The organism is Fischerella muscicola PCC 7414, from assembly GCF_000317205.1.
Taxonomy (GTDB): Bacteria; Cyanobacteriota; Cyanobacteriia; order Cyanobacteriales; family Nostocaceae; genus Fischerella; species Fischerella muscicola.
On record NZ_AJLK01000122.1, the window covers coordinates 1 to 13992 of the forward strand.

Sequence of the window (13992 nt, forward strand, 5' to 3'; positions counted from 1 at the left end):
TAATCCCCACTCCCTGTCGGTCGTGGGGGCCACGAGTTCCCCACCTCCCCACCTCCCCATCTCCCCATCTCCTAACCTCTAGCCTTTTCTCTAAGTGTCCAAAAACTTTGAAGAGTTTGTACAAAAGATTGTCCCCGTGATTCTTGGACAAAAATGATCGGCAAAAGTGCAACCAGCCTAAATACTGTTGAGAAAACGAACAATCCTAGTAAGCCTCCACAAAAGTTAATTTGTACTAGAAAACCACCAAGGATTGTACCAAACGCACCACACAAGCCAGCAATCGCAGCTACTGTTGCAAAATATATGGACTGATTTCTGGTTGGTGCAACTTCTAGCTGCATATTATTGCCGCACAAATCAATGGCTGCACCTGTTCCCCCCAAGAAAATATGTAACATAGGCAACCATAGCCACATGTCTAGGGAAGTGTAACCAATACCTAACCATAACAAAGGTGCGATCGCTACGAAAATTCCCATGAAAAAGAGAATTGGACGGTTGCCGATTTTGTCTGCTAGCCTTCCCCAGAGAATTAACATTAACATATTTGCCCCTGCTTGCAGGCTGCTGTAGAATGTCACCCAGCTGATATCTAAGTCCAGGGTATCTAGCATGTAAAGGTTGAAAAAGGGGTTACAGAGGTTAACAGCAAACATCCATACACTGAAGTAGAGTAAAAATATTAAAAAATTAGTATCATTGCGGAGACTCTGCCAGAAACTTGGTTGAGACGTGAAGTTGACATCTGCAATTTGCTCATCAACACAGTCATTTAAATTAATTGCATTTGTGGCGATCGCATTTTGTGCTTGGGGGTTGACATCCAACTTAAAATACTGACACGCCAAACTCATCATTCCGAAGAGGATACCTACAAACAGCAGTACCCCATAGCCTTGAATATTACCACCATACCAATGAGATACAGCTAGTCCTGCTAATGGTACACAAATCAAATTAGTGAAGCTAGCAATACTACTGCGTATGCCAAAATATCGTCCCCGCAAACGTCGGTGGACTAAGGTCGCCATCCACGACAACCAAGATGCACTACCCATTCCACCCCAGAGATGGCTGATGAACACAATCAAGAGTGTTAGTATGACTAACTGCTGAGAATTAATTAGTTGTTGGCTAAAAGCTACTATACAAATTACTAAAATCAGCCAAATCAGGCGAGCAGGTGCATAAATTAAAAGAGAATATTGATAGCGACTGTGAAAACGTTCTGATATGTAAGCACCCAAAGGCTGAATAAAATTCACCAGCATCGGGATAGAAGCAAGCATCCCAAAAGCCACTGGAGTAGCATCCAACTCTACTAAAAAATTACTTAATAAAATGCCACCAGTCGTAATCCCAAAAACGCCTGCAAATATACCATCCATAGTTGAAGCGCGCAGGCTAGTACGAATAGCATCTTTTGAAAATGTGCCGTTATATATTGGTAGAAGAGATGGATAAATATTTGTTTCTACAACTTCAATATCAGAAATTTCTGATATTAAAGAAGAAGAAGTTTCAACCTGAGCATGATCCATGAACTGAGTAATTCTTAATGGTGAATGGTTAATAATTAATTGCCATTAGCTATTCCTCATTTCCACACTAAAAAATAAATTTTTGTATTTATTTGTAATTTTATTTATAGAAACTATAATAATTCAAACTTTTTTAAATATTCTCTCTTTCTCAATAGTCAATGACAATTCTTAGCTATTTTACCCTGCATTTCTAAATAAAATTTTAATTCCCTCAAATTCATTCTATCGCTAGAAAAGCTATAAAAAAGATAGAAGAATGTTCATTATACGGTGAGAAAAAGAAATTTTTGGCGCTTTTTGGCATTAATGGTGGCGATCGCTTTTTTGGTAATTGCTTGCCAGAACTTACCCTTGCCCCATGCCACCACAGCAACTACTCCAATTATAATTAAGCTCAGCGGTTGGGGTGCAGACCCGACTGAGCAAAAACTATTGAAACAAGTACTCAGAGACTTTGAGGCCCAGCATCCAGGTATTAGGGTGAAGTATGAGGTCATAGCCGACCAATACATGGATGTCATTAAAACGCGCTTGATTGGCGAAGCAGCGCCTGATGTTTTTTATCTGGATGCTTTTGAGGCTCCTTTTTTGATGAGCCAGAACGTTCTAGAGGCATTAGATGCTTATATTAACCCGGAATTTGACCTGGCTGATTTTGAGGAGACAATACTTAACAGCTTTAAGTACGACAATCATATTTATGGTTTACCCAAAGACTTTTCAACGCTGACTCTTTTTTACAACAAACAAGCTTTTACCACCGCAGGTTTGACAAGTCCTCCCGCAACTTGGGATGAATTGCGTGCCTACTCCAAACAATTGACAGTAGATAAAAATCAAGATGGTAGGATTGACCAATACGGCTATGGTGTCATCCCAGAGTTAGCGCGTCAAGCTTACAAAATCAAAGCCTTTGGTGGACAACTTGTAGATGCAAATGGTTATGCTACTTTTGCTTCAGAAGTTGGAATCAAAGGATTACAGTTGGTAGTAGACCAGTATCAAAAAGACCGTACCGCTGCGCAAAAATCAGATGTAGGGACAAACTCGGGTAGTGAAATGTTTGGTCAGGGGAAAGTAGCAATGGTCATTGAAGGTAACTGGGCAATTCCCTACCTAAAAGACACTTTTCCTCAGCTTGATTTTGCCACCGCAGAAGTACCAACAATTAACGATAAAAAAGGCACGATGGTATTTACTGTTGCCTACGTGATGAACAAACAAACACAGCATAAAGCCGAAGCTTGGGAGTTGATTTCCTACCTCACTGGTAAGGAAGGTATGCAAAAGTGGACAGCAACAGGCTTTGCTTTGCCGACACGTAAATCAGTAGCCGAGAAATTGGGTTATGACAAAGATCCCTTGCGATCGCCATTTTTAGCAGGAGTGAGTTATGCCATGCCTTGGCAGGCAGGTAAATACCCCGCCGCCATTATGAACAACTTTGACAATCAATTTATTAGTGCTTTGCTGGGACAACAACCGCTACAACAGGCGATCCAACGGGCACAAACACAAGCAAATAAATTAATTAAAGCGATGGAGTAAGTAGCTAGCTTAAAGATAAGGCAGAGGGCAGAAGGGGTTCCCCACAAATTCGCTCTCCGAATCGCGAATTTGTGGGGGCCCCGCAGAAGGCAGAAGGTTAAAATTAATCCATCACCCTTCATCCTTCAGATAGCGATCGCACCAATTGACCATTTCCCAAAGTACATGGCCAACCCCTTCACGCGAGTAATAACCATGACCCTCTAGGGGAAGTGAGACGTAACGGACAATTCCCCCCAGTCCTTTAAGGGCTTCATACAGTCTTTCTGTTTGTAATGGATATGTGCCAGAGTTGCTATCATTTTCACCATGAATTAAGAGTAATGGAGTTTTGATTTTGGCTGCATGAGTGAAGGGAGACATGTGAATATAAGTATCTTGTGCTTCCCAAAAAGTGCGTTGTTCTCCCTGAAAGGCAAAGGGCGTGAGAGTACGGTTATAAGCCCCACTCCTAGCAATTCCTAGTTGAAATAAATTTGTATGTGCAAGTAAATTTACCGTTGTAAAGGCACCGTAGGAGTGACCACCAATACCAATGCGTTGAGGATCTGCGACCCCGCGTTCTACCACATAGTCCACTGCTGCTTGCGCTCCGGCAATTAATTGCTCTACGTAGGTATCATTGGGTTCAGTATCCCCTTCACCGATAATAGGTAGTTTGGGATTAGCAAGAACTGCATATCCTTGGCTCAGCAGAAATAAAATCGAGTCACGACAAGGACGAATAAAGGCATTTTCTGCTGTAGTCACCTGTCCTGCAAATTCCCGGTCTTTAAATTCCTGTGGATATACCCAAAACAGTATTGGCAAAGGGCCGTCACGACCGATGTCGTAATTTGGAGGTAGATACAGTGTAGCTGATAGCTGTACACCATCTGAGCGCTGATACCGTACCACTTCTTTTTGCATTCCTGTGAATTGAGGGGCGGGATCTGGATAATGGGTAAGTGTAATAGGCTCTTCGTTTGTATGACTCCACAAAAAATAGTTAGGCGGCTCAATTTGCGACTGACGGCATGTGATCAAGTTTCTTGCTTCATCATCCAGTACACAGTAAATTTGTTCAAAATATGGGTCTTGGCACTGCCATAGCCGTTGTGTTTCCCCAGTTTCTAACTCCAAGCGATCCAAAAAGGGATGTACACCATCAGGAGATACGCCTCGACCACTTAAATAAATGGCGTTACCTGCTGGCGCAAACCGGAGAACCTTGTATCTATAGGTTCCCACAGTCATTATTGGTGAACCTGGGTCGCTATACTTATCTTCGTAACTACGGTTAAATAACAACTGCGGCGGAATTTCCGGTGTATCGGGATAAATGCGCCAGATTCGCTCTTGACGGGTGTCGTACCAGCGTTCCCAAACTAGGGCTACGTCACTTCTCCCCCAAGTGATTCCACGGAAGCGATACTGAGATTGCCAAAGTTGCTTGGGTGTGTCGGTAAAAGGGGCATCAAGTTCAAATAAAGCATCTCGGTAGGGGACATCACGGGTAGGATCGCCCTCATCCAAAGCTTCTAGCCAAGATAATGTAGCTGGGCGATCGCAACGCCAAGATATCCTCCGCCTACCCGGGCGGACTTGATCAAACTTAGTTGAATGAGGCTGATAAAGAGGGACATCTGCCACCTGATAAATGAATTTGCCTGTATCATCAATTACTTGAAATTTTCTAGGAAAGTAGCCAACAGGAACTTGGTAAGAAAAGGGGCGATGCAGTGTAATTAGTAAAATAAACTTGTTATCAGGAGAGGGAATCGCTTCAGAAATTAGACTTGGAGGTACTAAAACAGTACGATGACCATCCAATGTCACTTTCTCTAATGTTGAAGTTAAGTAGTACTCAAATAATACTTCATCGTAAGTGTTTTTCAGGAGATTGGTGAAGGTGCGAACCGGATTTTTTTCACCCAAGTTTTGCTGAATCAAAGGCCCGGGAGGAACAGTAGGTGCAACAGGGGCTTGTGTGCGATCGCTACTTATAAACTTACAAATGAGCGTATCATCCGACAACCAATGGTAAGGTTCTCCATAGGCTGCATTGAGAATTGGCTCAGTTAAGCGGCGTAATACTCCTGTTGTTAGTTCTAAAATCCACAGTTCTAGTCCTGTTGGCTGTGTAAGGGCAAATGCTAGTTTTTGGCTATCGAGTGACCATTTGAGAAAACCTATTTGGGCATGTTCAGGTAGGGTGACGAATTTGACAGTATCAAAATTAGTAATATTCCAGTATTTCATCCTACGAAAAGGATGGCGACGAGCAGGAGCATTTGTTCTAGGATTGATCAGTAATCCTGCTAAAGGTACTTCCGGCTGTGCTAATTCGGCAATGGGTAGTAACGCTGGTCGCTCTAACTCTACCATCCATTCCCGATTGGGAGAGATTCTAATCGTTGGTAGAGGTGAAGCATTTAGAATTTGGTTGATTGGTTCTGGGGGAGATTGCCAGATTTGATCAGTATTAAAAGAATCAGCCATTGAGGTTTAATTAAACTGAGTACAGCGTTTCCTAGCGGAAAAATAGTATATGAATATTATTCTTCACATCACCCAATATGAAAAATGGGAAGAAGCAAAATTAGTGGGAATGTATTGTGCTGATAGTTTTGAGTCGGAAGGTTTTATTCACTGTTCTACACCACAGCAAATTACTAAAGTTGCTGAGAGATTTTTTGCTGGTCAAAATGGATTGGTACTGTTATTAATTGATGCTGGTAAAGTTAAACCGGAAATTCGTTATGAAGCTGCTGAGGAAAATGAGTTATTTCCTCATATATATGGTGCTTTGAATGTTGATGCTGTTTTCCAAGTAGTGGGTTTTGAGTGTGGGGAGGATGGTAAATTTAAATTGCCACAAGAGGTTGGAAGTTTAATGAACCGCCAAGACGCCAAGGACGCAGAGATAGATAATCAAGGGTTGGATGTGGGTGAGTATGTGGATTTGATGGCTTTGTTGGTGGATTTACGGTTGAGGGATGAGTATAGGGATGGGGTGGTGGCAAATTTTGAGAGAATTAAAGCGATCGCTCAATTGGTAAATTCTTTTCCTTTACCGGAAGATATTGAAGTCGCGCCAGTATTTGAACCATGAATTTAGACTCTGCGGATGCTGTATCTATTGCTGTAGCAGTGCGTGAAGGCAAAGTTAAGGTGGTGGAAGTTACGCAAGCTGCTTTGCACAGAATTGCGGCAAGAGATCATGAACTTAATTGTTTTACCACTGTGACTGCTGATGCTGCTTTGGCAGATGCCCAAAAGATTGATCATGAAGTTGCACAGGGTAAGAATCCTGGTTTACTTGCTGGTGTACCTTTCGCTGTTAAAAATCTTTTTGATATTGCTGGGATCACGACTGTTGCAGGTGCAAAAATTAATGCTGAAAATTCACCAGCGACGCAAGATGCGACGGCGGTGGCGCGGTTGAAGCAAGCGGGCGGAATACTTGTAGGTGCGTTAAATATGGATGAGTACGCCTACGGGTTTGTGACGGAAAACTTTCATTACGGTGCGACTCATAATCCCCATGATTTAAATCGGGTTGCGGGTGGTTCTAGTGGTGGATCAGCAGCAGCAGTTGCATCTGGGTTGGTTCCGCTAACGTTGGGTTCTGATACTAATGGTTCAATTCGTGTACCTGCCGCTTTGTGTGGTGTGTTTGGTTTGAAACCAACTTATGGTAGATTGTCACGGGCTGGTGTAGCTTTGTTTTCTAGCAGTTTTGATCATATTGGCCCGTTTGCGCGTTCAGTAAGGGATATCGCCACAGTTTTTGATGTTTTGCAAGGGGAAGATGAACGCGATCCAGTTTGCACAAGACGTCCGCCTGTAGAGACGCGCCATGGCACGTCTCTAAAAAATATTGATGGTATGAGAATTGCGATCGCTGGTGATTATTTCCGCAAAGGGGCTAATACTGAGGCTTTAGCAGCAGTGCAAAAAGTTGCTGATGCTTTGCATGTGAGCGAGTATATAAGTATACCTGAAGCCCATCGCGCCCGCGCCGCCGCGTTTGTAATTACTGCTTGCGAGGGAGCAAATCTCCATTTAGAGAAATTACGTCAACGCCCCCAGGATTTTGATCCAGCAACACGCGATCGCTTTGTTGCTGGTGCATTAATTCCTAACCATTGGTATATGCAAGCGCAGCGCTTTAGAAGTTGGTTTCGCGATCGCGTGCGGGAAATATTTCAAAAGGTAGATGTAATTATTGCTCCTACGACGCCAATTCCTGCACCGTTAATTGGACAACAAACGATGATTTTAGATGGAGAAGAAATTCTCGTCCGTCCCCATTTAGGATTATTTACTCAACCATTATCATTTATTGGTTTGCCTGTTTTATCAGTACCAATTCAACGGACAAATGCTTTACCTTTGGGAGTGCAATTAATCGCTGCACCTTATCATGAAGCATTAATTTTACAAGTCGCCTCAGTTTTAGAGACCAAGGGTATAATCTCTGCATCCGTTGTCTCATGAAATAGTATTTAACAGATAAGTAATGTGATACTATTAGCTGGGTATTAGGGTGTAAGATGCCATCGTTACAATTACTCTCCAAAAATTCTAACTTTCTCTGTGAAGTTAGCTGCATCTAACAAATAGCATCGATACCAGATTTGAGCAACATACAGCAATAAGATTTTTCAGAGTAAACCTTCTGTTGGCACTTTATTAAAAATGCCTCCTCATGATCTGAAGCTACCTAATTAGCGTTGGGTGTATTAACCGAGAATTTTCTTAAAAAGTATTTATGACTTTTTGAGAAAAGAGTTTTTCGTCTGTTCCCCGTATTATTTACCACTCCAAGCACAAGCCAATATCTCACATCAATAACCTACTGAATAGGAAGATAGTTTTATGACCATTTTCAACAAGTTATCACTGATGACTGCTGGAGCGATATTAACTACCTTGGGAACAATCGCTACATCATCATCTACTCATGCTGCTACAACTTTTTTTGGCCCCAGTCCTTACCAAAGCTTCAATGATAGTCCTTTGAAATGAGGTAACTATTCTTACTTTTATCTGGAGGATTTTGAGGATGGCGCTTTAGACACACCAGGCGTTACAGCTTCTACTGGACAAGTAAAAGGGCCTGAACCATTAAGAGATTCTGTTGACGCTGATGATGGCTTAATTGATAGTAAAGGCGTAAATGGATACAGCTATTACTTAGCTGACAATAGCTTAATTTTCAACTTTGATCAGAATATTCTTGGTTCGCTTCCCACCCATGCAGGTATCACTTGGACAGATAGTTTTCCTGTTGCTGATGTCGTGTTTGAAGCCTTTGATGCTGGGAATAATTCATTAGGAACAATTGTAGCCTCTTATCTTGGTGATGGTTCACTTGATGGAGGAACAACAGAAGATCGCTTTTTTGGGGTCTTTAACACAGATGGTATTTCTGCGATTAAAATCAGTATGCCCAACAGCAATGACTGGGAAGTAGATCACTTGCAGTATGGTTTAAAGAAATCTCAACCTGTACCCGAACCTGTAAGTATATTAGGTTCACTGGCTGCTGGTGCGATTGGTGTAGGTTTACGACAAAAACGCCAACAAAAATTAGCTAGGAAACACAGAAGCATTGTTTAGAGTGCTGCTAGGCTAGCATAATCGCAGTACCCCACCCGCGGGTGGAGTGTACTCTATTTAAATAGAAATTACTGTAATTAAAATCATGGCGATCGCATCCCCAAGATTTCGGTTTTAAAACAACATGCACATGAATTTACTCAATAAATTTAAGGTTGTTCTACTGGATATGAATGGTACTTTCATGTTTAGTGGCGATCGCTTTTCTAAAAATCAGGATTATGCTGCTCCCAATTCAAATCTTACCGCTTCTTTTTTTTATTAGTCTTAGCTTTACCTTGTGAAGTTGCAAAACCACCAAAACCTTTATTTGATTGCTGCTTAACAGATGTATTAACTTTTTGATTTCTGACTTCAGATTTTAACTGATTTACTTCTATTTCACGATTGTTTATATCGCTGGATTGCTTCTGTTCTTCAGTTTTATTTTCTACTTTGTGTAGTTGTTCTACATCAGTTGTCACATCTTCAATTAATTGGATATCTTCTGAAGTTATAACCGAATTTTTTTCTACTTCTTCAACAGTAATTTGATCAGATTGTTTTTTCTCAACAGAAGTCTCTTGTGTTTGAGAAACATCTTCTACTTGCGCCACCTCATCAGTAATGTCATCCTCAAGTTGTGTTTCTTCGCTAACAGGAGTCTTTTGTCTTTGCGTCACATCATCAGCAGAAATATCCTGAAGTTGTGATTCTTGGTTAGCAACAATCTCTTCTGTTTTGGAAACATCTTCGACTTGTGTTACATCATCAGTCGAAATATTCTCTACTTGGAATACTTCATCTAATTTTATATCTGTAAATAGTGCTATTTTATCGGAATTAATACCCAAACTTTCACATACATCATCCCAAGTACCTGTGATTTCATCAGGCACACTTTGGGCTAAAAAAGCACTTTTAATTACTGCTGCTGATTCTACTGCTTGTAACTCAATCAGTGAAGCAACAATAAAACCATTAAGTTCGTGAGGATTTTGAGCAAATAACTTCAATTGTTGGGTAAGTACAGCGATACATTTTTGACGTGTCTCTGGATGCTGTTTGCAGATTTCTTCTAAGCTATGGATAGCGGTAATGCGCGGAAAAATTCCGTGGGATTCATCAGCTAAGTAAGCTTGTAATCTGGGGATAGCAACTTCACCAAACATGCCATAAACTTTAGGCATTTCTTCGTTTACCCAATCACTATCTTCCAGTTCATGAAATAGCTGCATCAATGGTTCTATTGCTGCTTCTGCGCGTAATTGTCCTAACGCACGACACGCGTGGATTTTTCCCCAAGCCTCTAAACTTGCAGAATCTGCACCATTCAAGTTTTGATCGACTGCCATGCTGATTAAACCGGGGATATGTTCTGTATCCAGACCTAATTCTGCAATATAGTTATACTCGTTTGTGATTTTATGGCAATCACCCAAAGTCAGTAGTTTATCTATAGGTGCTTGATAAATGGTGTGATTTTTCATCTGGAACAGTTTTACTCAACAATCAAATTACTGACTATAGCAGAATTTTTTGCCTTTATACCAGATAAGTTTACAAAGTATTAGGTTGTAGGTTGACAAATCCGTATGAGATTTTTCTCAAAAGTATAGTGATATTGTTTAGCATATTTTATAGCGTTGATCGTTTGGATGAAGTACAACTTTATTGGTGTTCATCTGTGTTCGTTTTTTGCCTGTACCGCACTCAACTGCAAACCGCGATCTTCAAAGTTTTTACCTACCTGTAAAAATTTTGAAACTCCTCAATTTTCTGATTTTATATATTGTCTAAATTCCTGCAATACTTAGAGAACAAAAAATAAACGATCGCTTTGTTGCTGAAGAATTTTTACTTATTGTTAAACCCCGTCCTTAAGGACGAGGTCTTTTCTTCACTTAGAAATCTTTTAGTATAAATAAGTACAATTAATTATTGTAAAATTAAGATTAAAATTTTATACTAGTTTATATAAGTGTGTTAATTTAGACGATGCACAATTAAAAAACCCCAATACGTTCGTAAAAATCTCTTTTATTCAATGTATTTCTATAATTCTCTGCATTTTTGGCTCATTGAAAAAGCTTCTTAATCGCACAAAATTGTTACATTAAATTAATTGGTATTACTTGATTAGCATACATATCAACCTTCATCAATCAAATAAATATGACATGGACTTATCAGGTAAAAGATAAATTAGAAAATAATGGCAGTTATATAGGCGGAGAATTAGACAGATGTGTAAGTGGAGAATGTTATCCAGCAAATATACTTAACAGAGGCATTAAAGGAGTAGTAAGAAGGATATCAAAAAGTTTTGCAGAACCGATTAGAAAAGAATTCGATGCTGCTATGAATAACTTATTTGATGAAAATTTAGCTCCATTTGCTGAAAAAATTGATTACCTAGTGCAAAGGCGGATTGCACAAACAGAAGAGGTTGTTAAAGATATAGTTATAGATACCGTTGATAACTTTTCTGGATTAAAAGACGAAATTAAAAGTAATATTGATGATTTGCTTAGTGATGTTGATGCAGGATACAAAGAAAATCTGAAAATCACCTTTGACGAAATTAATCTTGCCCGTGCTGAAGCAATTTTAGGTTTAAGAGCAACAATAGGAGATATTGACAAGTCATTAGAAAACAGAATCACTCAAATCTCTATCACAATGATGGATACTCTGAAAGTAGCTAAGGAAATTAGTGATAGATTTACTCCTGAACAATTCCGCCGAAAACTAATTGAACCAACATTAGATCGGATAGATGCTTTAGAATCAAAGTTCTTTCAAGATATAGATAAGTTAATAGATAAAATTGAGGCGATCGCTGTTGGAGAAATAGAAGAATTTAAAAAAGAATTAGAAAAATTTAGACGGCTACTACCTAATCCTTTTGATGACTGTAGGCGGAAATTGGATTTGCAATGGAAATCAGGACTAGACTTAGAAAATATTGACATCTATAGATTGAAAGAATGCGAATTATTAAGTAGAATTAACGAAAAATCATCTATTAATAAAATATTGGATGTCTATGGTCAACTGCAATACAATGCAGCCAGAATGAACTATGTAGCTAGAAGCGCACCTGATTTTAAAGATATCTTTATCAGGGATTGGCTGAAGTATGGTCAACTCTATAAGTTCTGGAAGAATTGGCTTTAAATTTAGTTAACAATGAACAGTTATCAAAGACAGACAACTAACTAATTGAAGAAGGCAGGAGGCAGGAGGCAGAGGGCAGAAGGGACAATTAAGAAGGGGATTCAGACCCCTCCTTAATTGAGGCCACTGAAACGAAGTTCAGTGGGGGTCACGGAACCCTTACTCTCTCCGGTCGTGGCAGAGGGTAGAAAACATTATTCCTTCTGCCTTCTGCGGGGCCCCCACAAATTCGCTCTCCGAATCGCGAATTTGTGGGGAACCCCTTCTGCCCTCTGCCTTTCTTGATAAATTTCTAATTTTAAGGATAAAAAACATGGCATTAACACCATTGCAAGCCTATGAAGAAGCAATTAAAAGAATAGAAGATGCACGTAAAGAATTAGAAACAGAAACAGCTAAATTTGAAGCAATAAAATCACAAATTCAAACTCACGTGCAATCTATCCAGACAGAATTGCAAACTAGAACTAAAGAAATTGAGGAACTCAAATCTGAACTTCAGGTAACAAAAAGAGAACTTGAAGCAACAAAAACTCTTCTGACAAATACAACAAATATTATTCAAGATACTGCAAAGACTGCAAGTGCTGCTCGTTCGGAAGCACAAACTGCTCGTTCGGAAGCTAAAAACGCCCAAAACACGGCAAATACCGCTCGTTCGGAAGTACAAACTGCTCAAAATACGGCTAACACTGCTCGTTCAGAAGCACAAGTTGCTCAAAATACAGCTAACACTGCTCGTTCAGAAATCAATTCTGTTAAATCTGGCATAGAAAACGGTTCCATCATTGCTCAAAAAGCAATTATGTTAAGAACTAGAGATAATAGCCACTGGCTACGATGGCGTACAGTTGATAACAAAAATCACGATGTCTTGGAATTATGGAGAACGGACGATAAATGGTTTTCAACTATTCGAGTCCAAGCAGCATTGAAAGTAATTGGTTAATAGTTGCTTATGGGTAATTGGTAATTTGGTAATGGGAAAAATACCAATTTTGAATATCTTGCATTCTTGCATTAGTAGTTCACCAAATTGATTTTGATAGGTTAGCCAGATCGCCGGCTTTTTAAAAAAGTCGGCGATCTAACCCCTCGCAAAGAGTCAAAACTTATGTCGTCTAGTACTAGAAGGCGCGCGCTAGGGCTAGCTAGGTGCAAGATATAAGTAGATAATCGGTAGTTTCAATTTACGTGGGATTCAACGTCTAAGCTTCTGCCTTTGGGTATAAATCACTCATTTATTTAAAGGTTACTTAGACTACGTTTTTTATTTATAAATTATGCCAGAATATACAAGACAAATAATGATATGCTACACTTACTATTGCTAAATTAAAAGTCCTTACGCCTCAACAGCTTTTAATTTAGCCTTGATCCCTGACTAGTTTTAGCTGAAATCAAGCCTGTGTAAAGTTTTATTGCTGTGTATCACATTGTTAACAAAATAATTGAAAAAGATAACATGAAAATAAAAAAAATCTAAAGCGAAATCCTTCTTGGGGATCGCTATAACGTATATATAAATATGCTTTTTGGTACAAAACAGCATTGATACGTGTATGCAAAATTAGATCATGTGAATAAGCCTTAGAAGGCAACTATATATGAAAAACATTAAATACTTGACTTCTGCTTGTAAATATTGTCGTTATTACCAGCCTGAAGGACGCCGTGGTGGCATGTGTCAACAGTTGGGAGCACCAGTACAAGCTTCTTGGAAAGCTTGCTCTCTAGCATTACCACCATTTGCTCCTTCTTGGGAGAAATTGGAAGATGTTTGGAGTTTACCAGATGCCACACCAGTCTTAATATCAGAAATAAATACAACTGTGACTCTTACAGAGGAAGTAGTTAGCTGTACTTCTGAACAACCAAAAGCCAAGGTAATGATACATTAGCTTTTTACCAGTGAACTGGAAGCACTCAAGTAGTGGAAGTACAACTTATTTAATATATTCATCAAGGTAGGACAAACTGAGACCCCTTTAAAGTCGACTTTTCGGATTGTGTTGTAGTAAAAGTGAGTGGCTGTGGGTAGAACTTTGGTAAGTCCAAATAAAATTTACTTTTAATTGATTATGGGTCTAGAAATAACCTTGATATTAAAAAAATCGCTCCTCTATTAAAG

General features: G+C 39.6%; 11 protein-coding genes and 1 pseudogene. 9 read left to right on the forward strand and 3 right to left on the reverse strand.

The window, feature by feature from the left end; translation table 11 throughout:
* Positions 1-71: 71 nt before the first annotated feature.
* Positions 72-1544, reverse strand: a complete 1473-nt coding sequence (locus UYI_RS0119415; protein ID WP_016868340.1) for an MFS transporter — start codon at positions 1542-1544, stop codon at positions 72-74.
* A 309-nt stretch (positions 1545-1853) separates the two neighbouring features.
* On the opposite strand from UYI_RS0119415, the gene UYI_RS0119420 reads away from it, so the two are divergent.
* Positions 1854-3095, forward strand: coding sequence for an ABC transporter substrate-binding protein (locus UYI_RS0119420; RefSeq protein WP_016868341.1), 1242 nt, complete (start codon positions 1854-1856; stop codon positions 3093-3095).
* A 111-nt stretch (positions 3096-3206) separates the two neighbouring features.
* Here UYI_RS0119420 and UYI_RS0119425 read toward each other — a convergent pair whose 3' ends face one another.
* Positions 3207-5576, reverse strand: a complete 2370-nt coding sequence (locus tag UYI_RS0119425) for an alpha/beta hydrolase family protein (protein ID WP_016868342.1) — start codon at positions 5574-5576, stop codon at positions 3207-3209.
* Between the two features lie 49 nt (positions 5577-5625).
* On the opposite strand from UYI_RS0119425, the pseudogene UYI_RS35885 reads away from it, so the two are divergent.
* The 5 genes and pseudogenes from UYI_RS35885 to UYI_RS39090 all read left to right on the forward strand — a co-directional run.
* Positions 5626-5898: pseudogene (locus UYI_RS35885) on the forward strand (DUF952 domain-containing protein); the annotation flags it as partial.
* A 72-nt stretch (positions 5899-5970) separates the two neighbouring features.
* On the forward strand, positions 5971-6189 hold the full coding sequence (locus tag UYI_RS35890) for a DUF4089 domain-containing protein (protein WP_199332316.1): 219 nt from the start codon (positions 5971-5973) through the stop codon (positions 6187-6189).
* Positions 6186-7577, forward strand: a complete 1392-nt coding sequence (locus UYI_RS0119435; RefSeq protein WP_016868344.1) for an AtzE family amidohydrolase — start codon at positions 6186-6188, stop codon at positions 7575-7577. The genes UYI_RS35890 and UYI_RS0119435 overlap by 4 nt, the downstream gene beginning before the upstream one ends.
* 381 nt (positions 7578-7958) lie before the next feature.
* On the forward strand, positions 7959-8108 hold the full coding sequence (locus UYI_RS39085) for a hypothetical protein (protein ID WP_016868345.1): 150 nt from the start codon (positions 7959-7961) through the stop codon (positions 8106-8108).
* A 273-nt stretch (positions 8109-8381) separates the two neighbouring features.
* Entirely contained in the window at positions 8382-8702 is a 321-nt protein-coding gene (locus tag UYI_RS39090; protein WP_016868346.1) for a PEP-CTERM sorting domain-containing protein, read from the forward strand.
* Between the two features lie 242 nt (positions 8703-8944).
* Here UYI_RS39090 and UYI_RS0119450 read toward each other — a convergent pair whose 3' ends face one another.
* Positions 8945-10171: a HEAT repeat domain-containing protein gene (locus UYI_RS0119450; RefSeq protein WP_016868347.1), complete on the reverse strand. Its 1227-nt coding sequence runs from the start codon at positions 10169-10171 to the stop codon at positions 8945-8947.
* A gap of 685 nt (positions 10172-10856) precedes the next feature.
* Here UYI_RS0119450 and UYI_RS0119455 point away from each other — a divergent pair.
* The 3 genes from UYI_RS0119455 to UYI_RS0119465 all read left to right on the forward strand — a co-directional run bounded on the left by UYI_RS0119455 (position 10857) and on the right by UYI_RS0119465 (position 13762).
* Positions 10857-11861: a hypothetical protein gene (locus UYI_RS0119455; protein ID WP_016868348.1), complete on the forward strand. Its 1005-nt coding sequence runs from the start codon at positions 10857-10859 to the stop codon at positions 11859-11861.
* 313 nt (positions 11862-12174) lie between these two features.
* A complete protein-coding gene (locus tag UYI_RS0119460; RefSeq protein ID WP_016868349.1) occupies positions 12175-12810 on the forward strand; it encodes a hypothetical protein in 636 nt (211 codons plus the stop codon).
* A gap of 658 nt (positions 12811-13468) precedes the next feature.
* Complete coding sequence (locus UYI_RS0119465) at positions 13469-13762, forward strand: hypothetical protein (protein ID WP_016868350.1); 294 nt, start codon at positions 13469-13471, stop codon at positions 13760-13762.
* The last annotated feature ends 230 nt before the right edge of the window (positions 13763-13992 follow it).

What these genes read in the sequence shown, in the direction of transcription:
- UYI_RS0119415 (WP_016868340.1), bottom strand. Translation starts at nt 1,544, where the DNA reads ATGGATCATGCTCAGGTTGAAACTTCTTCTTCTTTAATATCAGAAATT.
- UYI_RS0119420 (WP_016868341.1), top strand. Translation starts at nt 1,854, where the DNA reads ATGGTGGCGATCGCTTTTTTGGTAATTGCTTGCCAGAACTTACCCTTG.
- UYI_RS0119435 (WP_016868344.1), top strand. Translation starts at nt 6,186, where the DNA reads ATGAATTTAGACTCTGCGGATGCTGTATCTATTGCTGTAGCAGTGCGT.
- UYI_RS0119455 (WP_016868348.1), top strand. Translation starts at nt 10,857, where the DNA reads ATGACATGGACTTATCAGGTAAAAGATAAATTAGAAAATAATGGCAGT.
- UYI_RS35890 (WP_199332316.1), top strand. Translation starts at nt 5,971, where the DNA reads ATGAACCGCCAAGACGCCAAGGACGCAGAGATAGATAATCAAGGGTTG.
- UYI_RS0119425 (WP_016868342.1), bottom strand. Translation starts at nt 5,576, where the DNA reads ATGGCTGATTCTTTTAATACTGATCAAATCTGGCAATCTCCCCCAGAA.
- UYI_RS0119465 (WP_016868350.1), top strand. Translation starts at nt 13,469, where the DNA reads ATGAAAAACATTAAATACTTGACTTCTGCTTGTAAATATTGTCGTTAT.
- UYI_RS39085 (WP_016868345.1), top strand. Translation starts at nt 7,959, where the DNA reads ATGACCATTTTCAACAAGTTATCACTGATGACTGCTGGAGCGATATTA.
- UYI_RS0119460 (WP_016868349.1), top strand. Translation starts at nt 12,175, where the DNA reads ATGGCATTAACACCATTGCAAGCCTATGAAGAAGCAATTAAAAGAATA.
- UYI_RS0119450 (WP_016868347.1), bottom strand. Translation starts at nt 10,171, where the DNA reads ATGAAAAATCACACCATTTATCAAGCACCTATAGATAAACTACTGACT.